Here is an 18,605-nt window from a genome sequence, read left to right on the forward strand (position 1 = left end):
GAGGAGTGTCAGACCGCGGTATCCTGTCGTCGTTGCGTTATCTGTTCGCGGATTTCATCGGCGAGGATGACGACACGCCGCCGTTCCTGCCCGAAGGGCTGCCGGAGCCGGTGATGGCCGCGGCGAGCGACGCCATCCATCTCCTGATCGACTATCAAGGAACAAGCTACGCCGAACTTTACGTCCATCGGCTGCGGCGGTTCGTCGGCAAGCAGGGCGTCGACGAGGTGATGCTGACCGAAATTGCACGGCTGATGGCGGTGCGCATGACCTATGAAGATCCGATCCGGATCGCGCAGCTCAAGCTTGCCGAACTCGACGGCCGACCCGGTGCGCCGGCCGGATCCGTCGACGTCAAGAAATTCCGGTTAGAAGAATTGATCGGCGCGCTACCCGCTGTTATCGCCGAGTATCTGCTCGACGCACTCGAATGGGCGGGCTGGTTGCACAAGCGGGTCTCCATCCGGTTCAGTACGGCAAGCCGGTTCGGAATCCGCCGCCTCAAGATCGAGGCGGGGCTGCGGCGCTGGCGGCTGCTTTCGGTGCGTTACGCCAAGGAGCGGGTCTGGGTCGAACGCTGGCTGCACATGATCGACCGCAGCCTGACCAAGCAGCCCCAGGCCGCGCCCGCGATCGTGCAGACCGCGACCATGATCGAGGGATATGGCGACGTCTACCGTCAGGGCCTGGCGGACTGGAATGCGATCATCGACGGCCTGGTCAAGCCGACCTTCGATGGCGTGCTGGCCTTGCCGGATCTCGCTGGGGCGGTGATTGAGGCGCGCGCGGCCGCATTGCCCGACCCGCGACAGACGGCGCTCAAGCGCAAGATCGCCGAAATCCGCGCCGGCTCGAACGCGGCCTGATTTTACGCGCTCTGCGCGGTCTTCACAGCCACCACCTTGTCGTCCTGGGACGGCGGGTGCCGCTTGAGATGTTCACGGCGCAAGCCGATCTCGTCGCGCACGAATTCATAGCCGAGCTTGAAGGTATCCAGCCCGTCGCTACTGATGGTGCCGTCGCGCAACCCGATCACCACGCCGCGCAGGATCGTTTCCAGCTCGTCCTGAAGTTCGTCAAGGGCGTCCAGCGATTTGGCGTATTCCATGCGCTCGCCGATATCGAGAATGGCGGTTGCGAGCTGGCTGGCCTTCTCCGGCGCGATCCGGGTGACCTTGGTGTAGATGGCGGCAAAGATCGAGCCGATGATGCTGAGCGCGGCGAGCGCAACATACATCAGGTCGCTGTAGCGCTCGACAAAGGACTTGATCTCGTCGTTGATGTATTCGGCAGCGCCCGGATGCGCCACGATGAAGGCATCCTTGTCGGTCGCGGCCGGCTCGATCTTGGAGGCGAAGCCGTCGGTGAGCGCGAGCTCGGCCTTGTTCTCGTAGATGATCCGCGCCAGGTCGCTCACGGTCGTCGTCGAGAGCTTGGATTGGGCAACCAATAGCCATTCCAGCCCGATCGTGTCGACGTCTTCCGCTGGGACGGCGGGCGAGGCGGACAGCATTCCGGTCGCCACCGTTTCTTCTGAAATCGCCGGGTATTTCCTGGCGATCGCTTTCGCCGAATCGATCGCATTCAGGGTGAAACCGCCGCGCCTGGTATACTGCTCGTAGCTCTTGTCCTTCACGATCTGCGAGGCGTGCGCGATCTTGACCACGGCGCCGAATCCTGCGGCGAACAGCTGCTCGAAGGTCGCGCCCGGCGGCGCCATCTGGACCCGTGCCGCATCCGGGGTGTCGGAGAATTCGAGAATATTGCGCACCAGCGCAGCCCCGATCTCGCTGTCGGCTACGACCGCGATCTTCTTTTTCTTCAGCTCGGCAATGGATTTGATCTTCTTGCCGTTCGGGCTGATCAAGAGAAGCAGGTCGTGTTCGAGGATCGCCAGCGCGCGGGCGCGGGGCGGAATCCTGGCGTCGGTGCGCAGTATCGCGAGGTTGGCCTCCTTGCGGTCGAACTGCGACAGCGCCTTTGCATTGTCGCCGTTGGGCACGATCTTGAGTTGCAGCCGCGAGGAATTATTCTTCAGCACGGCCGCCAGCCGGGCGGCAAAGCGCGCCTCGGGGCCGTTGGCCTCGCCGACGGCAAACACCAGCGTCTCGGAATTGCGAACCCACGCCCGGCCACCCCACACCACGGCGGCGGTCAGGATCAGGGTCAGGATGGAAAACAGCAGGATCTGGGTCCGGTTGCTCTTGACGACCCGCGAACGGCGACGCGGCATTTCCGGATGCGGCGTTGGGGCTTCAGCACTCATGGCTCGTACCCGGAGGTCAGGGACGTGTCGCCGCCGAGCGGGCCGCAGGCCGTCCAAATGAATTCGTAAATGCCTAGAAAAGAACGATAATTTGCCCGACGGCCAATGATAGCCCGCTCCTATGGGATTGCAAACCGCGCCGGCCGGTAACCTTACCCCGCGAACCATGCTGCGCGCCGCGCCGCAGTATCGCAGTTCCGCCACACCGTGCGATTTTCAGACTACCCACAGGTGCATTCCGACCCGGGAGATGTCATAAATAAAGGCAACGTTCGAACAGTCCGGGTTTGACAACAACATTGCGCTGACAGCCTAGGTCCCGGTTTTTCGCTACCTCTCCAGTCCCAGAAAAGGGCGTCAGCTTTGTTGTTTCCTTCGATGTCGTCTTCGGTCCCGGTAGGTGCGCTGATAGGATGGATGCTGCTTCTGACCGTGAAGCACATCATTGCCGATTTCATGCTGCAGAATTCCTGGATGGCGATCGGCAAGGATCAAAAGACCGGCTGGGCCCTGCCGCTATTGGCGCATTGCCTCGTCCACCTCGCGGTAGGGATGGCGCTGATCCTGATCGTCGCGCCGCGATTCTGGTTCGTCGCCTTCATCGACTTCGCGATTCACATCACCATCGACCGTATCAAGGGGATATTCGCTTCCCGCTACGGCGTGACGATGGAGAACGAGCATCCGTGGTTCTGGACGCTGATCGGCGTCGATCAGGCGCTGCACCACCTCACCGGTTTCGGCCTGTCGATCTTCATGGCGGCGAACTGATCCCGCGCGGCCGGCGGCAGCGGCCTCCCTGTTTCAATCCTGTTCCGGTATCGGAAGGCTAAGCATTCGCTCTGGTGCGAATCATGCTCCGATTTTCGATTCGGGTGTGTCTGACAAGACACCCGGAGCACTACTGATGCGCGTGGTTAACCTTTCATTAGAGTATTGCACTGCATCTTCCGCAAAGGGAGAACCCGCAATGTTTTCAAGCCGCGACGCCTTCGAGAACGACTTCTGTCCGGTCCGCGACGAGCTGCTTGGCGAGATGTATCGCGCCAATGCAAACGGCCTGCCGCTTCTGGTGGAGAGCGTTTCGTCCGAGGTCCGTGCCATGCTGGCGCTATTCTGCTACCGCCGCAGCCACCTCCACGCGCTGGCTGTTGCGATTGCAGCAAGCTGCACCGAACGCGAGCTGATTCATTTCGGCGGCCGGGTCGGTTCAACGCTCTATGCGCTGTCGCGCGAACCCGCCGCGCGTTCCGCCTCATCGTCATCCCACGGCGGCCGCAAGCCGATCACCCTTTCGACAAAGCCGCTCTCGACCTTCAAGCCGATCGAGGACGAAATCGACGACGAAGATGTTGCGGAAGCGGTGACGGCGTAATCTCTCCGCCCGTCGTTCCTGCAAACGCTAGTGCGAACGCAGGGACCCATAACCACCGGCCTGGATGGTTACGGAAGGCGTCAGCCAAACTACCTTATCGATAGATCACGCGGTATGGGTCCCTGCGTCCGCAGGGACGACGGGGAGCACCGGCAATCCGTGGCGCTTCCGCGCCATCGCGCATTCGACATCGCCGGGCATGCAGGTGCGGCACACTTCGGGCCGCACTGCATAGACCAGGCACGCCGTCGCCTCGCCGACCTTGCCTGACAGCGCCGAACAGCGGTCGCCGTCGCAGCGCATTCCCGACAATCTTTCGTTGACCAGCCCTTCCGGGATCAGGTCGAGCGCCGCATCGTCCTCGGTGGTGAAACGCGGCCAGTTCTGCGAGTAGCTGCAGCAGGCGCCGCAGGCCTGGCAGGGGTTTTCGTGATCGGCGGCGATTCCTTGCATGCCTGCGTTTAGCCCGGAACGACGGCCGCGGCCAGCCACCCGCGTCAGGTATCCTTTTCAGGTATCCTTTTCAGGTATCCTTGGGCGCTTCCCAGACCAGGCTGCGCCGCCATTTCGCCCGCAGGATGTCGCGCCGCTCCGGATATTTTTCGTCGTGGTAGACCGCGTCGACGACGCGGTCGGTGCGGAAACTGCGGAAATCCTTGCGCAGTTCACACCACGCCGCGAGTATCCGCACCGCCTCGTGATAGCCGACTGCGATCGGCCAGATCGTACGCTGGCTGCCGCGCCCGTGCTCGTCGCGATAGTTCAGCGTGATCTTTTTGCCCTCGTGAATCTGCGCGCGTGTCCGCACCATGTCGATGCGGTCGGGCTCCCGGTTCCATGCCGATCGGGCGCGGCTCGCGGGCTCCAGCACGAATGGCCGCAGGCGCTCCGGCACGGTTTCGGCGACTTTCGCCATCAGGTCCTGTGCGGCGCGCGCCAGCGCGGGATCGGCGTGGCCGACCACCCATTGCGCGCCGAGCACGCAGGCCTCGATTTCATCGGGCGTAAGCATCAAAGGCGGCAGATCGAATCCCTTTTCCAGGATGTAGCCCACGCCGGCTTCGCCGCGGATCGGCACGCGCTGTTCGATCAACGTCGTTATATCGCGGTAGATGGTTCGCTTTGAGGTTTCCAGCTCGGCGGCGATGGCATCCGCCGTCAAAGGCTTCCTTGTGCGCCGAAGCACCTGAATGATCTGGAACAGCCGGTCGGCCCGTCGCATGGCGCGTTCTCTTTTCTAAAAAAGCACTCTTTTCTAAAAGCACCTGCCCGATGCTGACAGCATGTTGGCAGCAGGGGGTGGGTATATCGGGACAACACCTCAAGTGAAGGGAATTTGTCCATGACGATTTTCAGCGAATTCGGCTTCCGGGGAAGCCGCGGACCCCTCGAAAATGCCCAGGGATTTGCGTTGGAACAGCTGGTTTCCATCCAGTGCGTCACCACCGATCTGCGCTGGGCGATGGTTGAGCTGGCGTGGCGCTCATTGACAGCAATGTGCGCCTTTGCGCAAGGGCAGCTTGTCTCGTGGGTGCGCAAGGCCCGCACGCCGCGGCCAGAGGAGGGCCGTGGCCGGCATTGCTGCTGCTGACACCATGGTGGCAGCAGAGGGCCGCTAGCTTTGGGGCACGTTTTTGAAGGATCGGGAGACCAGCATGATTACCCTTTATGGCTTCGGCGCCGGTTTCGGCCTGCCGGAGATCAGCCCCTTTGTGACCAAAACCGAGGTCCAGCTGAAGATGGCCGGTCTTGCCTATCGCAAGGAGAAGGCCAAGCCGCCGGCTTCGCCGAAGGGGCAGTTGCCCTATATCGTCGATGAGGCCGAGACAATCGCCGATTCCACCTTCATTCGCGCGCATCTGGAAGCCAAATACGGTTTCGATTTCGATGCCCCGCTCAGCCTGCAGGCGCGTGCACAGGCCTGGGCGTTCGAGCGGATGATCGAACACCACGTCTATTGGGCGCTGGTCGGCGCGCGCTGGGTCGATGGCGACAATTTTGCCAAGGGACCCTCGCATTTCTTCGACAGCGCGCCGCTGCACCTGCGCGAAAAACTGCGCGAGGACGCCCAGTTCCGCGTCGCCGAGAATTATCTGCTCAGCGGCCTCGGTCGTCACGCGCCCGAAGAGGACGTCGATCTCGCCGTGCGCTCGCTGTTTGCGTTGTCGGTGCAGCTTGGCGACAAGCCCTTTCTGATGGGTGAAACGCCCTGCGGCATGGACGCCACCGCCTTCGGCGCGCTCGCCGGAATCCTGACGCCGTTCTTCGAATCTCCGCTGCGGCGGCGGACCGAGCAGTTCGCCAACCTCACCACCTATGTCGACCGGATGATGCTGCTGTACTACCCGGAATTCGCCTGGGCGCCGGTGCAGCAAGAGCAAGCCGCCTGATTACGGCATCGCCGGCGCGGGCTGGCCCTTCAATGCCGCCAGCTCCGCTTCGAGTTCGGCGATACGGGCATCGCGCAAGGCAAGCGCCTGCGCGACGTCAGCGGCGTCGAACTTCTGCGGGATATGCTGCGGGCAATTGGTGTCCCACGCTGCGACCCGAAACAGGATCACTTGCTCCGGGCGCGCCTTGTAGCCCTTCGGCATCAGTGCGTCGGTCAAGGCTGCATCGTCTTCCACCACGCGCGCCTCGCCCCAGATCTTCACGCGGCGGCGATGGGTGTAGTCCATCACGAAAATATGCGCCTTCGGATTCTCCGACAGATTGCCTTGCGTGATGTACTGCCGGTTGCCGCTGTAATCGGCAAACGCGATCGTGTTCTTGTCGAGAATCTTGATGAAGCCCTTCGGCCCGCCGCGGTGTTGGATATAGGGCTGGCCGTCCGCGGCAGCCGTCGCGAGGTAGAAGCTGTTGGTCTCGGCGAGGAAGCCGGCGAGATTTTCGTCGATCTCGGTGCGCCAGCCGCCGCGCGCCTCGACATTTGCATAGGCCTCGCGCGAGCCCTTGCGGGTCTGGATCGCCTTCACCGCCGGGGTAAAGGCGACGTCGCTGGAATAGGTGTGAACGTCAGACATCTGAGCCTCCCGTGGGGCGCCAAAACGGTCATCCTTACGCTTCAAGATGGATGTTCAAATAACTAAAACAATCTTTGGAATTGACACTTCACTATTGCGGATTATGCAATAGTTGAATGGACCGGATCGATGCCATGCAGGCTTTTGTCGCCGTGGCCGACCTGCAGGGTTTTGCCCCCGCGGCCCGGAAGCTCCGCCTGTCGCCGTCTGCTGTCACGCGGCTGATTGCGGCGCTGGAGGAGCGGCTCGGCGCGCGGTTGTTACAGCGAACCACACGGCAGGTGACGCTGACCGACGCCGGCGCGCGTTACCTGGAGCGCGCGCGGCGGATTTTGGCCGATATCGAGGAGGCCGAGGGCGCCATCGAGGGCGAGCGCACGCGGCCGGAGGGGCAGCTCGTCATCTCGGCGCCGGTCGGCTTCGGCCGGCTGCACGTCGGCGCAATCGTGACCGCCTACCTGAAGCGTTATGGCGATGTCGCCGTCGACCTCCGCCTGTCGGACCGCATGGTCAACCTCGTCGAGGACGGTGTCGATCTCGCGGTCCGGATCGGCCATCTCCCCGACTCGACGCTGGTGGCGCGCCATGTCGGCGAGATGCGGCGGATCGTGGTGGCCTCGCCCGGATACCTCAAAGCACGCGGTGAGCCGGGGCGGCCAGGGGAGGTTCCCTCGCATGACACCATTCAGTTCGGCGCCATGACGGCGGCGCTCGACTGGCGCTTCGTCGAGGACGGCCGCGAGATCCGCGTCGCCAGCACGCCGCGCTTCGCCACCAACAGTTCGGACGCCGCGATCCAATATGCGGAAGCGGACGGCGGACTGACGCGGGTGATGGCCTATCAGGCCGCCGAATCGCTGAAAGCGGGGCGGCTCAGGATCGTATTGGCGTCGTTCGAACAGCCGGCGATGCCGATCCAGATCGTCTATCCGACGTCGCGGCTCTTGTCGGCCAAGGTGCGTACGTTCATCGATCTCGTGACCGAGATGGCCGACTGGCATTTTGGCTAGCTCACCGGTTCCTTCTTCGGCACCACGCGAAACGTCGCGTTGGCCCGCGCGATCACGACACCGTCGGCCTTGATCAAACTCTGCGCAAAACAGATCGTCTTGCCGGTCTTGACGACATCGCTCTCGACCGCGAGCCATTGCCCGACCTCGGCGGTCCCGACGAAATCGACCGCGAGCCCGATCGTCACCAGCGACGACACCCCGCCCATCACATGGGCGCAGCTATGGCCCATGGCGCCGTCGGCAAGCGCGGCAATCAAGCCGCCATGGATCATGCCGCGGCCGTTGGTGTGCGGCTTTGCCAGCCGCAGCCCGAGGATCACGGCTTTGTCGGTCCGCTTTGAATACAGCGGCTCCCAGGGATCGGTCAGCGGGCTCTTGCGGGTGTGGCGCTCAAAACCTTCGGGGATGTCGGGTGCGGTCATGTGCGGCTCGCGGGTTGACGATGTTTCTCGTCATTGAACGCTATCGGAGTGTGCCGCGCATCACCTACAAAGTTTTAAACGGGATTTGGGCGAGTGTTTGAAATGGGATGACGGTGGCACGCTAAGCGCGAAGACTTCGCAGGGTGGGCAAAGCGAAGCGTGCCCACCATTCTTGCGGAGTGCTTGATGGTGGGCACGGCGCAAACGCGCCTTTGCCCACCATACAGGTTCAAAACGGCAGCCCCACATAATTCTCCGACAGCGAAGCCGAGGCCGCCTTCGAACTGACGACATATTCCAGCTCCGCAAGCTGAATGCGCGTGCCGAATTCGCCCTCGTCGGGGAATTTGTGCAGCATCGAGGTCATCCACCAGGAGAAGCGTACCGCCTTCCAGACCCGCGCCAGCGCTTTCGCCGAATAGCCATCGACGCCGGCGGAGGACTTCTCGTCGTAATACTCGCGAAACGCCTGCGAGAGGTAATGCACGTCGCTGGCGGCGAGGTTCAGCCCCTTGGCGCCGGTCGGTGGCACGATGTGGGAGGCGTCGCCGGCCAAAAACATCCGGCCGAACCGCATCGGCTCGGCGACGAAGCTGCGCAGCGGCGCGATGCTCTTTTCGATCGAAGGGCCGGTGACGAGTTCATCCGCCGCCTTCTGGTCGATCCGGCGCTTCAGTTCGTCCCAGAACCGCTCGTCCGACCACTGGTCGATATGATCGTCGAGCGGACACTGCACGTAATAGCGGCTGCGGCGCGTCGAGCGCATGGTGCAGAGCGCAAATCCGCGTGCGTGGTTGGAATAGATCAGCTCAGAGCTGACCGGCGGGGTCTCCGACAGGATGCCGAGCCAGCCGAACGGATAGATCCGCTCATAGGTCTGGATCGCCGACGGTTTTACGCTGGCGCGGCTGACGCCGTGAAAGCCGTCGCACCCGGCGATGAAGTCGCATTCGATCTCGTGCGTGAGGCCGTCCTTGACATAGGTGACGCGCGGGCGGTCGGTATCGAAATCGAGCGGTTTGACGTCGGCGGCCTGGTAGACCGTGGTGAGGCCGGCCGCCTTGCGGGCGTTCATCAAGTCCAGCGTTACTTCCGTCTGGCCGTAGATCATGACCGTCTTGCCGGTGGCGGCGTGCATGTCGATGCGGTGGCGGGCGCCGCCGAACGCGAGCTCCACGCCATGGTGGACCAGCCCCTCGCGATGGGCGCGCGCGCCGGCGCCGACCTCGTCGAGCAGCGCCACCGTGCCTTCTTCGAGCAGGCCGGCGCGGATCCGGCCGAGCACATATTCGCCCGTCTGGCGCTCGAGAATGATGTTTTCGATGCCGTAAAGGTGTAATAGTTGCCCAAGCAACAATCCTGCCGGACCTGCGCCTATGATTGCTACTTTTGTCCTCAATCCTGGCTCCCCGATTGCTGTAGTCTGCAGGTCGGTTGCCCGCGGACTTGCCCCGATAATTATATCATATAACGTTTTTGGCAAACACGTTGGCGCAAAAACCTTGAAGCGCCGTTCGCCGCACCGCAAAACGGTGCGGCCGGATGTCCGCCTTGAAAAAGCGGGCTAGCTAGATAACATGTTAAATAACGAGGCCGCTTACTAAAGGCCTGTCATGCCAGGGGAGAGAATGTTCATGAGAAAAGCGTTGTTGGCGCTGCTGCTCGCAGCAGGTGTGACGCCTGCGTTGGCGCAGGAAAAAAACTTCGAGCTGAAGATTTCGCACTGGGTGCCGGCCACGCATTCGCTGCAGAAGGCGCTGGAGGACTGGGCGGCCGCGGTCGAAAAGGATTCCGGCGGCACTATCAAGTCCAAGGTGTTTCCGGCGCAGCAGCTCGGCAAGGCATTCGACCATTACGACATGGCGCGCGATGGCATCGCCGACGTCACCTACGTCAATCCGGGTTACCAGCCGGGCCGTTTCCCGATCATCGGCGCCGGCGAATTGCCGTTCCTGATGTCGGAAGCCAAGGGCGGCTCGATGGCGCTCGATGCGTGGTATCGCAAATATGCCGAGAAGGAGATGAAGGACGTCAAGTTCTGTCTCGCCTTCGTCCATTCGCCCTCGTCGTTTCATTCGCGGACCAAGAAGATCGTCGTGCCCGACGACATCAAGGGCATGAAGATCCGTCCCGCCCATGCCACCATGGCCAATTTCGTGACCCAGCTCGGCGGCACCAACGTGCAGTCGTCCGCGCCTGAGGTCCGCGACATCATCGAGCGCGGTGTCGCCGACGCCGTTACCTTTCCGTGGGGCTCGCTGCTGCTGTTCGGCATCGACAAGGTGACAAAGTACGACATGGAGGCGCCGCTCTATGTCACGACCTTCGCCTTCGTGATCAATAAGGACAAATACAACCAGATGTCCGACAAGCAGAAGAAGGCGATCGACAATAACTGCAACACCGAGACCGCCGGCAAGGTCGGCGAATACTGGGGCAAGATGGAGGACGCCGGGATCGATAAGATCAAGGCGGAGTCCAGCCACGAGGTCTACAAGCTCACGCCCGAGCAGATCGGACTTTGGAAGAAGGCGGCCGAACCGCTGGTCAAGACCTGGGCTGAGGGCGTCAAGAAGAAGGGCGACGCCGATCCGGACGCGGCGCTGGCCGAGCTCAAGGCCTCGCTCACCAAGTACAACGCGCTCGCGCAGTAGAACGCGTAAACATCTCTCCGGCGGCAGGAATCTCCTGCCGCCGTTTCCTCCCTGCCATCGCCAGCCCCTCGGAGCCGCCATGAGTCGCGCGTGGATGGACCGATTCATCGACACGATCGAATGGATCGCAGCCGCCTTTGTCGGCATCGTTGCGCTGAACATTTTCCTGGCCGTGATCCTGCGCAACACGCTCAGCTACAACATTCCGGACTCGTTCGATATCGGGCGCATGCTGCTCGGCATTTTGATTTTCTGGGGAATTGCCGCCACCAGCTATCGCGGCGGCCACATCACCGTCGATCTGGTCTGGGCCAATGTCGGCCCGAAATACAAGCGCATGATCGACGTGTTCGCCACGCTGGTGCTGCTGTTCGTGGTGTCGGTGCAGACCTGGACGCTGTTCGACAAGGTGCGCGGCACCTATAACGACAACGTCCTCACCTTCGACATGCACATGCCGACCTGGCCGTTCTTTGCCGTTGCCTGGGCCGGCGATGGCGCTGCGGTGCTGCTGATCGCGATCCGCACCTATCGCCTGATCTTCCATCCGGAAGAGATGCAGGAAGAACCCAAGATCAAGGCCGTGGAGTAGGCGATGAGCACAGACGCGGTCGCCGTCCTGGGATTTGTTGCGCTGTTTGCGCTGATGCTGCTGCGCGTGCCCGTGGGCATGGCGATGGGGCTCGTCGGTGTCTGCGGTTTTGGTTACCTCGTCGGCTTCACGCCGGCGCTGAAACTGGTCGGCCAGACCTCGATGCGCACGGTGACCGACTACACTTTTGGCGTCATCCCGATGTTCCTGCTGATGGGCACCTTCGTCAGCAATTCCGGCATGAGTCAGGAGCTGTTCCGCGCCGCCAACGGCTTTGTCGGTCATCTGCGCGGCGGGCTCGGCATTGCCACCGTCGGCGCCTGCGGCGGCTTTGCCGCGATCTGCGGCTCGTCGGTCGCGACCGCCGCAACCTTCTCGGCCGTGGCCTATCCGGAAATGCGCCGCTTCGGCTATCCGCAATCCTTCGCCACCGGCGTGATCGCGGCCGGTGGCACGCTGGGCGCCATGCTGCCGCCGTCCACGGTGCTTGCGGTCTACGGCATCATCACCGAGCAGGACATCGGAAAACTGTTCATCGCCGGCATTATTCCCGGCATACTCGCGATGACCATGTACATGCTGACCATCGCGCTGATCGGCTGGTTTCGGCCTGATTTCCTGCCGAGGGGTACGCCGATCCCGTGGCGCGAGCGCTTTGCGGGCCTGAAGAGCATCTGGGCCCCGGTACTGCTGTTCATCTTCGTCATTGGCGGACTTTACGGCTTGCCGTTTCTGCCGCGCTTTACGCCGACCGAGGCCGGCGGCGTTGGCGCCACCGGCGCGTTCCTGATTGGCCTGCTCACCGGACGGCTGAACAAGGAAAAGATCCTCGCGTCGCTCTTGCAAGCCACCCGCACGGCGGCTGCCGTCTTCACCGTGCTGATCGGCGCGCTGATCTTCGGCTATTTTCTGACGGTGACGCAGACCCCGCAGAAGGTCACGGAACTTCTCACCGGCCTTGGGCTCGGTCCCTACGGCATTCTTGCTCTCATCATGGTGATGTATCTGGTGCTGGGCTGCCTGATGGACGCCATGGCCATGATCATCCTCACCGTGCCGATCATCTTCCCGGTCATCACCCATCTCGGCTTCGACCCGATCTGGTTCGGCATCATCATCGTCATGACGGTCGAACTCGGCCTGATCCATCCGCCCGTCGGCATGAACGTCTTTGTCATCAAGAGCGTCGTGAAAGACGTGTCATTCTCGACGATCTTCCGCGGCGTGATCCCGTTCGTCGTGACTGACCTGATCCGGCTGGTGATCCTGATCGCATTTCCGATGCTGGCGCTTTGGCTGCCGACCCGCATGGCGGGATAGGGTTTGCGCCATGACCCCGCAGCTTTCGACCAAATACGTCTTCACCATCACCGTGCGGATCGGCGAGGTAACCTCGGCGGGTGATATCGGCACGGGCGTGCGCCGGATCATTCCGATAACAGGCGGCGAGGTGAAGGGCGAGGGGATCAACGGCAAGGTCTGCGCCTTCGGCGCCGACTTCCAGATAATCCGCCCGAACGAGCTGATCGAGCTGGAAGCCAAATACGCCTTCGAGACCGACGATGGCGCGGTCATCTATGTCGAGAACAAGGGCCTGCGCTTCGGCCCGGTCGACTTGTTGCAGAAACTCAAGCGCGGCGAGCCGGTCGATCCCAAACTGATCTATTGCCGCACCGTGCCGAAATTCGAGACCGGGGCTGCAAAATACCGCTGGCTGATGGAAAACCTCTTCATCGGCTCCGCCGCCCGCCACGCCGACCGCGTCGTGATCGACGTCCATCAGGTGCTGTGACGCTTTCTTACCCTCCCCTGGAGGGGGAGGGTCGGCTCACATTGAGCGCAGCGAAAATGTGAGACGGGGAGGGGTGATCTCTCAACTCGGGCGCTGTTGGATGTGGAAAGACCGTCACCCCACCCCGCTACGCATTCCGCTTCGCTACATGCGTAGCGACCCTCCCCCTCCAGGGGAGGGTGAGCAGCTGCGCCGTATTGACTCTCGCCAAGATCGTTATAAAATATAACTATTCTGCACAGGAAGTAATATACGCCCATGGGAAACGCCACCACCGCCGCTGCGGGTCAATCCGACCTGCTCAAGATCGAGCAGACGGGCGCGGTGTTGACCGTGGGCCTCAACCGCCCGGCCAAGCGCAATGCGCTGAACGACGGCATCATCCTCGCGATCCAGGATTGCTTCACCAATCTTCCAGAGGGGACAGGCGCCGTGGTCATCCATGGCGTCGGCGATCATTTCTCCTCCGGCCTCGATCTGTCCGAACTGACCGAGCATGACGCGACCGAGGGCCTGCGGCACTCGCAGATGTGGCACCGGGTGTTCGATCGCATCCAGTATAGCCGCGTCCCCGTGATCGCGGCGCTGAAGGGCGCGGTGATCGGCGGCGGCCTGGAACTGGCCTGCGCGGCACATATCCGCGTCGCCGAACCATCAGCCTATTTCGCGCTGCCCGAGGGCCAGCGCGGCATTTTCGTCGGCGGCGGCGGATCGGTACGGCTGCCGCGGCTGATCGGCGTGGCGCGGATGATCGACATGATGCTCACCGGCCGGGTCTATTCGGCCACCGAAGGCTCGGCCTATGGTTTCTCGCAATATCTCACCGAAGCCGGCGGCGCGCTGCCGAAGGCGCTGGAACTTGCGGAGCGCGTGGCTGCGAACGCGCCGCTGACCAATTTCGCCGTGCTGCAGGCATTGCCGATGATCGCAGAGGCCAATCCGCAGACCGGCCTCTTGATGGAATCCCTGATGGCGACGGTGGCGCAGAGCGACAAAGAGGCAAAGCGCCGTATTCGCGCGTTTCTCGACCACAAGACCGCAAAGGTGAAGCCGACCTGACATGAGCGCCACGCCCAGCATGTCCGCCTCGACCGATTCAGCCGCGCGCGCAAATCATCCGCTGCGCCCGATCTCATTCGGCACGCCCGCGGTGCATGTCGAGCGCCGCGACGACGGCACCATCTATCTGCGCCCGAAAGCGCAACTGCTCGACTATCCCGTGCGCATCACCGATCGCCTGCATCATTGGGTTAAAGCCGCGCCCGATCGGGTCTTCATGGCGGAGCGGAACGCGACGCGGGGCTGGCGGCAGATCACCTATGCGGAACTGCTCGCCTCCTCGCGGCACATCGCGTCCGCGCTGCTGGCGCGCGGCCTCTCAGTCGAGAAGCCGGTCGTCATTCTCTCCGGCAACTCGATCGATCATGTGCTGATCGCGTTCGGCGCGCTCTATGCCGGCATTCCCTTCTGCCCGGTATCGCCGGCCTATTCGCTGGTGTCGCGGGACTACGGCAAGCTCGGCTATCTGATGAAGCTGTTGACGCCCGGCCTCGTCTTCGCCGACGACGCCACGAAATTCGCCGATGCGCTGGCCGCCAACGTTTCCTTCGGCACTGAGATCGCGGCCTCGCGCGGCGCCGTGCCCGGCCGCGACGTCACCACGCTGGCGGATCTGATGGCAACGCCGCTGCACCCGCGCCTCGATGCCGTGCATGAAGCTATCGGCCCGGAGACGATCGCCAAATTCCTGCTGACGTCGGGCTCGACGGGTAACCCGAAGGCGGTCATCAACACGCAGCGCATGATCTGCGCCAACCAGGTGATGCTGCGCGAGACGCTGGCGTTCCTGAAGGACGAGCCGCCGGTTATCGTCGACTGGCTGCCGTGGAATCACACCTTCGGCGGCAATCACAATATCGGGCTGACGCTGTACAATGGCGGCTCGATGTATCTCGACGAGGGCAAGCCGATGCCCGGCGGCATCGAGGAGACCGTGCGAAATCTGCAGGAGATTTCGCCGACGGTCTATTTCAACGTGCCCAAGGGCTATGAATCGCTGCTGCCCTATCTGCGCGACGATGGGGCCTTGCGGAAGAAATTCTTTGCTCGCCTGCATGCGATGTTCTTCTCGGGCGCCGCGCTGTCGGCCTTCGTCTGGAACAGCCTGGACGAACTTTCGGTCCGCGAAACCGGTTATCGCGTGCCGATGCTGACCGGCCTCGGCGCCACCGAAACCGCGCCGTTTTTTATGTCGGTCAATCCGCTCACCAGCCGCTCCGGCCATGTCGGGCTGCCGGTGCTGGGCAATGACGCGAAGCTCGTGCCCAACAACGGCAAGCTGGAAGTTCGCGCCAAGGGCCCGAACGTGATGCCCGGCTACTGGCGTCAGCCTGATATGACCGCAAAGGCCTTCGACGAGGAAGGCTTCTACAAAATGGGCGATGCGCTGAAGCCGGTCGACCCCGATAATTTCGATGCCGGGTTCGATTTCGACGGCCGTACCGGTGAAGACTTCAAGCTCGCCAGCGGGACCTGGGTCAGCGTTGGGCCGTTGCGCGCGCGCTTCGTTGCGGCCTGTGCACCCCTGGTGCGTGACGTCGTCATTGCCGGCATCAACCGCGACGAAATATCGGCGCTGGTGGTGCTCGACCTCGACGGTTGCCGCCTGATCAATCCGACGCTTCCGCCTGACGACATTGCCACTGCTGCGTCCGACCCACTGATCGTTGCGGCCTTCCGCGAACGCTTCCAGCAGCTGGCGGCTGGCGCCACGGGGTCGTCGACCCGGATCACGCGCGCGGTGCTGCTTGATACGCCACTGTCGATCGATCGAGGCGAGGTCACCGACAAGGGTTCGATCAACCAGCGCGCGGTGCTCGAAAATCGCAGCGCGCTGATTGAGGAGATTTATTCGCCCGCGCCGCCGGCGCAGGTGATTACGCTGTAGCCGAATTCGAACAAGAGTTTGTCAGGGAGAATATCATGCAGTTGAAGGATCAGGCCGCCATCGTGACCGGTGGCGCATCGGGATTGGGCGCCGCGACCGCGCGCCGGCTCGCGGCGCAGGGCGCCAAAGTCGCCGTCTGCGATCTCAACGCCGCGCTCGCCGAAACCGTCGCCGCCGAGATCGGCGGCACAGCCGTGATCTGCGACGTCTCCGATGCGGCCTCGGCGGAAGCCGCGATCGCCAAGGCCGCGGCGGCACACGGCCCGGCGCGCGTGCTGGTGAATTGCGCCGGCATCGGCGTTGCCAAGCGCGTGATTGGCAAGGAAGGTCCGATGGCGCTCGGCGATTTCGACAAGGTGATCAAGGTCAATTTGATCGGCTCCTTCAACATGCTGCGGCTGGCGACATCAGGCATGTCGAAACTGGAGCCGCTTGCAACCGGCGAGCGCGGCGTGGTGATTTCCACGGCTTCCGTCGCGGCCTATGACGGCCAGATCGGGCAGTCGGCCTACTCGGCCTCGAAGGGCGGCATCGTCGCCATGACGCTGCCGATCGCGCGTGAGCTGGCGCAGTTCGGCATTCGCGTGCTGACGATCGCGCCGGGCCTGTTCCTCACGCCGCTGCTCGCCAATCTGCCGCAGGAGGCGCAGGACTCGCTTGCCGCCTCGATCCCGTTCCCGCGCCGGCTCGGTCAAGCCGACGAGTTTGCCTCGCTGGCGCTGCATATGATCGACAATCCTTACTTGAACGGCGAAGTGGTGCGGCTCGATGCCGCGCTTCGCATGGCGCCGCGCTAGGATATTTCATCCCATGTTCGTCAACCGGCGCGACGTGCAGATCCAGTGGGGCGACTGCGACCCCGCCAACATCGTTTACTATCCGCGCTATTTCGCGATGTTCGACGATTCGACGTCGATCATGTTCGAAGCGGCTGGTTATTCGAAGCAGGACCTCATCCACAAATATGGCCTGGTCGGCATCCCCATGGTCGACACGCGGGCGAAATTCCACATCCCCTCGACCCATGGCGACTGGATCAGAATCGAAAGCCGGATCGAGAGCTTCAAGCGATCCTCTTTCGAGGTGGTCCACAACGTGTTCAAGGCCGAGGCGTTGGCGATCGAGGCGTTCGAGACCCGCGTGCTGGTCGGCAAGCATCCGGACGACCCCGCGAAGCTGAAATCGGCGCCGATGCCGCAGGAGATCATCGAGCGGTTCATGCGGGGCTGACTCAGGCCTGCGCATGACCTAAAGAAGGGGCTGAATAGCCCACGAGATTTTGCTTAAAACGATAAATAGATAATCCAGGGAGGAATGAATGAATAAGACTTTTCTGTCCGCTGCTTCCGTCGCGGCGGCGCTTGCTCTGACGGGCTTGCCGGCGATGGCGCAAACCAACGAGATCGTAGTCGGCATTTCCATCACCACGACCGGCCCTGCGGCGGCGCTCGGCATTCCCGAACGCAACTCGCTCGACTTCGTGCCGAAGGAAATCGGCGGCGTGCCGATCAAGATCATCACGCTCGACGACGGCGGCGATCCGACCACGGCGACAACAAACACGCGGCGCTTCGTCACCGAGTCCAAGGCCGACATCATCATGGGCTCCTCGACGACGCCTTCGACGGTCGCGGTCGCAACCGTGGCGAACGAGGCGGGAATTCCGCATATCGGTCTCGCGCCGTTCCCGATCAACGAGGCGCGCATCAAGTGGTCGGTCGCCATGCCGCAGCCGATCCCGATCATGGGCAAGGTGCTGTACGAGCACATGAAGGCGCACGGCATCAAGTCCGTCGGCTATATCGGCTACTCCGATTCCTACGGCGATCTCTGGTTCAACGACTTCAAGGCCCAGGCTATACCGATGGGCATGACGCTCGCCACCGAGGAGCGTTTTGCGCGGCCGGATACGTCGGTCGCAGGACAGGTTCTGAAACTCCTCGCCGCCAATCCGGACGCGATTCTCGTCGGCGCCTCCGGCACCGCCGCGGCGCTGCCGCAGACCACGCTGCGCGAGCGCGGCTACAAGGGCCTGATCTACCAGACCCACGGCGCTGCCAGCATGGACTTCATCCGCATCGCGGGTCCCGCGGCCGAAGGCGTGATCATGGCGTCGGGTCCGGTGATGTCGCCGGAGACGCAACCCGACACCGCGCTGACCAAGAAGCCGGGCCTCGCGCTCAACACCGCCTATGAAGCCAAGTATGGCGCCAACAGCCGCAGCCAGTTCGCCGGCCATTCCTACGACGCCTTCGAGGTGCTCAAGCGCGTGGTGCCGGTGGCGCTGAAGACGGCAAAACCGGGAACGCCGGAATTCCGCGAGGCGATCCGCCTGGCACTGATGTCCGAGAAGGAAATCGCCGCCAGCCAGGGTGTCTACAACTTCACCGAAAAGGATCGCTACGGCCTCGACGACCGCTCGCGCATCATTTTGACGGTGAAGGACGGAAAATACGTCCCGGCGAAGTGAGGGCGCGCGGTCTGTAGGGTGGGCAAAGCGACGCGTGCCCACCATAGATCG

Annotated in this window: 21 protein-coding genes; 15 read left to right on the top strand and 6 right to left on the bottom strand. The window is 62.8% G+C overall.

Annotated elements, in window-relative coordinates:
* Window positions 1-5: 5 nt before the first annotated feature.
* Window positions 6-866, top strand: a complete 861-nt coding sequence (locus V1286_RS00180; protein WP_334476739.1) for a DUF6537 domain-containing protein — start codon at window positions 6-8, stop codon at window positions 864-866.
* A gap of 2 nt (window positions 867-868) precedes the next feature.
* On the opposite strand, the gene V1286_RS00185 is transcribed toward V1286_RS00180, so the two are convergent.
* Window positions 869-2,266 carry a TAXI family TRAP transporter solute-binding subunit gene (locus V1286_RS00185; protein WP_334476742.1) on the bottom strand — a complete coding sequence of 466 codons (1,398 nt, stop codon included), beginning with the start codon at window positions 2,264-2,266 and terminating at the stop codon, window positions 869-871.
* A gap of 417 nt (window positions 2,267-2,683) precedes the next feature.
* On the opposite strand from V1286_RS00185, the gene V1286_RS00190 reads away from it, so the two are divergent.
* Together V1286_RS00190 and V1286_RS00195 are read left to right on the top strand one after the other, a co-directional pair.
* Complete coding sequence (locus V1286_RS00190) at window positions 2,684-3,037, top strand: DUF3307 domain-containing protein (RefSeq protein WP_334476744.1); 354 nt, start codon at window positions 2,684-2,686, stop codon at window positions 3,035-3,037.
* A 199-nt stretch (window positions 3,038-3,236) separates the two neighbouring features.
* Window positions 3,237-3,641: a hypothetical protein gene (locus V1286_RS00195; RefSeq protein ID WP_334476746.1), complete on the top strand. Its 405-nt coding sequence runs from the start codon at window positions 3,237-3,239 to the stop codon at window positions 3,639-3,641.
* 105 nt (window positions 3,642-3,746) lie between these two features.
* Here the strand turns inward: V1286_RS00195 and V1286_RS00200 are convergent, their stop codons facing one another.
* Complete coding sequence (locus V1286_RS00200) at window positions 3,747-4,094, bottom strand: YkgJ family cysteine cluster protein (RefSeq protein ID WP_334476748.1); 348 nt, start codon at window positions 4,092-4,094, stop codon at window positions 3,747-3,749.
* 70 nt (window positions 4,095-4,164) lie between these two features.
* Complete coding sequence (locus V1286_RS00205; RefSeq protein ID WP_334476750.1) at window positions 4,165-4,863, bottom strand: helix-turn-helix transcriptional regulator; 699 nt, start codon at window positions 4,861-4,863, stop codon at window positions 4,165-4,167.
* Window positions 4,864-4,983: 120 nt separating this feature from the next.
* Here V1286_RS00205 and V1286_RS00210 point away from each other — a divergent pair, with 120 nt between their 5' ends.
* Window positions 4,984-5,232 (top strand): hypothetical protein, encoded by a 249-nt coding sequence (locus V1286_RS00210; RefSeq protein WP_334476752.1) that lies wholly within the window; start codon window positions 4,984-4,986, stop codon window positions 5,230-5,232.
* Window positions 5,233-5,296: 64 nt separating this feature from the next.
* A complete protein-coding gene (locus tag V1286_RS00215) occupies window positions 5,297-6,031 on the top strand; it encodes a glutathione S-transferase family protein (RefSeq protein WP_334476754.1) in 735 nt (244 codons plus the stop codon).
* Here V1286_RS00215 and V1286_RS00220 read toward each other — a convergent pair whose 3' ends face one another.
* A complete protein-coding gene (locus V1286_RS00220; protein WP_334476756.1) occupies window positions 6,032-6,664 on the bottom strand; it encodes a pyridoxamine 5'-phosphate oxidase family protein in 633 nt (210 codons plus the stop codon).
* Window positions 6,665-6,780: 116 nt separating this feature from the next.
* On the opposite strand from V1286_RS00220, the gene V1286_RS00225 reads away from it, so the two are divergent.
* Complete coding sequence (locus V1286_RS00225) at window positions 6,781-7,674, top strand: LysR family transcriptional regulator (protein ID WP_334476758.1); 894 nt, start codon at window positions 6,781-6,783, stop codon at window positions 7,672-7,674.
* Here V1286_RS00225 and V1286_RS00230 read toward each other — a convergent pair.
* Window positions 7,671-8,099 (bottom strand): PaaI family thioesterase, encoded by a 429-nt coding sequence (locus V1286_RS00230; protein WP_334476759.1) that lies wholly within the window; start codon window positions 8,097-8,099, stop codon window positions 7,671-7,673. The genes V1286_RS00225 and V1286_RS00230 overlap by 4 nt on opposite strands.
* A 229-nt stretch (window positions 8,100-8,328) precedes the next feature.
* The gene (gene pobA, locus V1286_RS00235) at window positions 8,329-9,498 is read right to left on the bottom strand and encodes a 4-hydroxybenzoate 3-monooxygenase (protein ID WP_334476760.1); all 1,170 of its coding nucleotides are present in this window, start codon (window positions 9,496-9,498) and stop codon (window positions 8,329-8,331) included.
* Window positions 9,499-9,733: 235 nt separating this feature from the next.
* Between pobA and V1286_RS00240 the strand changes: the two genes are divergently transcribed.
* From V1286_RS00240 to V1286_RS00280, 9 genes are all read left to right on the top strand, one after another.
* Complete coding sequence (locus V1286_RS00240; protein ID WP_334476762.1) at window positions 9,734-10,753, top strand: TRAP transporter substrate-binding protein; 1,020 nt, start codon at window positions 9,734-9,736, stop codon at window positions 10,751-10,753.
* A gap of 79 nt (window positions 10,754-10,832) precedes the next feature.
* Window positions 10,833-11,345, top strand: a complete 513-nt coding sequence (locus V1286_RS00245) for a TRAP transporter small permease (protein WP_247834504.1) — start codon at window positions 10,833-10,835, stop codon at window positions 11,343-11,345.
* Between the two features lie 3 nt (window positions 11,346-11,348).
* Entirely contained in the window at window positions 11,349-12,665 is a 1,317-nt protein-coding gene (locus V1286_RS00250; RefSeq protein ID WP_334476769.1) for a TRAP transporter large permease, read from the top strand.
* Between the two features lie 10 nt (window positions 12,666-12,675).
* Window positions 12,676-13,137 carry a DUF3237 domain-containing protein gene (locus V1286_RS00255; protein WP_334476771.1) on the top strand — a complete coding sequence of 154 codons (462 nt, stop codon included), beginning with the start codon at window positions 12,676-12,678 and terminating at the stop codon, window positions 13,135-13,137.
* Between the two features lie 258 nt (window positions 13,138-13,395).
* Window positions 13,396-14,196 carry a crotonase/enoyl-CoA hydratase family protein gene (locus tag V1286_RS00260; RefSeq protein WP_334476773.1) on the top strand — a complete coding sequence of 267 codons (801 nt, stop codon included), beginning with the start codon at window positions 13,396-13,398 and terminating at the stop codon, window positions 14,194-14,196.
* A 1-nt stretch (window position 14,197) separates the two neighbouring features.
* The gene (locus V1286_RS00265) at window positions 14,198-16,084 is read left to right on the top strand and encodes a feruloyl-CoA synthase (protein ID WP_334476775.1); all 1,887 of its coding nucleotides are present in this window, start codon (window positions 14,198-14,200) and stop codon (window positions 16,082-16,084) included.
* A gap of 35 nt (window positions 16,085-16,119) precedes the next feature.
* Window positions 16,120-16,881, top strand: coding sequence for an SDR family NAD(P)-dependent oxidoreductase (locus V1286_RS00270; protein WP_334476777.1), 762 nt, complete (start codon window positions 16,120-16,122; stop codon window positions 16,879-16,881).
* A gap of 13 nt (window positions 16,882-16,894) precedes the next feature.
* Window positions 16,895-17,314 carry an acyl-CoA thioesterase gene (locus V1286_RS00275; protein WP_334476779.1) on the top strand — a complete coding sequence of 140 codons (420 nt, stop codon included), beginning with the start codon at window positions 16,895-16,897 and terminating at the stop codon, window positions 17,312-17,314.
* A gap of 88 nt (window positions 17,315-17,402) precedes the next feature.
* Window positions 17,403-18,554 (top strand): ABC transporter substrate-binding protein, encoded by a 1,152-nt coding sequence (locus tag V1286_RS00280; protein ID WP_334476781.1) that lies wholly within the window; start codon window positions 17,403-17,405, stop codon window positions 18,552-18,554.
* Window positions 18,555-18,605: the final 51 nt, after the last annotated feature.

The sequence above is a fragment of the Bradyrhizobium algeriense genome (genome assembly GCF_036924595.1).
Taxonomy (GTDB): Bacteria; Pseudomonadota; Alphaproteobacteria; order Rhizobiales; family Xanthobacteraceae; genus Bradyrhizobium; species Bradyrhizobium algeriense.

Excerpts from the sequence above, each read along its gene's own strand:
- V1286_RS00215 (WP_334476754.1), top strand. The coding sequence starts at position 5,297 with ATGATTACCCTTTATGGCTTCGGCGCCGGTTTCGGCCTGCCGGAGATC.
- V1286_RS00275 (WP_334476779.1), top strand. The coding sequence starts at position 16,895 with ATGTTCGTCAACCGGCGCGACGTGCAGATCCAGTGGGGCGACTGCGAC.
- V1286_RS00245 (WP_247834504.1), top strand. The coding sequence starts at position 10,833 with ATGAGTCGCGCGTGGATGGACCGATTCATCGACACGATCGAATGGATC.
- V1286_RS00200 (WP_334476748.1), bottom strand. The coding sequence starts at position 4,094 with ATGCAAGGAATCGCCGCCGATCACGAAAACCCCTGCCAGGCCTGCGGC.
- V1286_RS00225 (WP_334476758.1), top strand. The coding sequence starts at position 6,781 with ATGGACCGGATCGATGCCATGCAGGCTTTTGTCGCCGTGGCCGACCTG.
- V1286_RS00210 (WP_334476752.1), top strand. The coding sequence starts at position 4,984 with ATGACGATTTTCAGCGAATTCGGCTTCCGGGGAAGCCGCGGACCCCTC.
- V1286_RS00240 (WP_334476762.1), top strand. The coding sequence starts at position 9,734 with ATGAGAAAAGCGTTGTTGGCGCTGCTGCTCGCAGCAGGTGTGACGCCT.
- V1286_RS00205 (WP_334476750.1), bottom strand. The coding sequence starts at position 4,863 with ATGCGACGGGCCGACCGGCTGTTCCAGATCATTCAGGTGCTTCGGCGC.
- V1286_RS00280 (WP_334476781.1), top strand. The coding sequence starts at position 17,403 with ATGAATAAGACTTTTCTGTCCGCTGCTTCCGTCGCGGCGGCGCTTGCT.
- V1286_RS00220 (WP_334476756.1), bottom strand. The coding sequence starts at position 6,664 with ATGTCTGACGTTCACACCTATTCCAGCGACGTCGCCTTTACCCCGGCG.
- V1286_RS00265 (WP_334476775.1), top strand. The coding sequence starts at position 14,198 with ATGAGCGCCACGCCCAGCATGTCCGCCTCGACCGATTCAGCCGCGCGC.
- V1286_RS00260 (WP_334476773.1), top strand. The coding sequence starts at position 13,396 with ATGGGAAACGCCACCACCGCCGCTGCGGGTCAATCCGACCTGCTCAAG.
- V1286_RS00190 (WP_334476744.1), top strand. The coding sequence starts at position 2,684 with ATGCTGCTTCTGACCGTGAAGCACATCATTGCCGATTTCATGCTGCAG.
- V1286_RS00250 (WP_334476769.1), top strand. The coding sequence starts at position 11,349 with ATGAGCACAGACGCGGTCGCCGTCCTGGGATTTGTTGCGCTGTTTGCG.
- V1286_RS00185 (WP_334476742.1), bottom strand. The coding sequence starts at position 2,266 with ATGAGTGCTGAAGCCCCAACGCCGCATCCGGAAATGCCGCGTCGCCGT.
- V1286_RS00270 (WP_334476777.1), top strand. The coding sequence starts at position 16,120 with ATGCAGTTGAAGGATCAGGCCGCCATCGTGACCGGTGGCGCATCGGGA.
- V1286_RS00255 (WP_334476771.1), top strand. The coding sequence starts at position 12,676 with ATGACCCCGCAGCTTTCGACCAAATACGTCTTCACCATCACCGTGCGG.
- V1286_RS00230 (WP_334476759.1), bottom strand. The coding sequence starts at position 8,099 with ATGACCGCACCCGACATCCCCGAAGGTTTTGAGCGCCACACCCGCAAG.
- V1286_RS00195 (WP_334476746.1), top strand. The coding sequence starts at position 3,237 with ATGTTTTCAAGCCGCGACGCCTTCGAGAACGACTTCTGTCCGGTCCGC.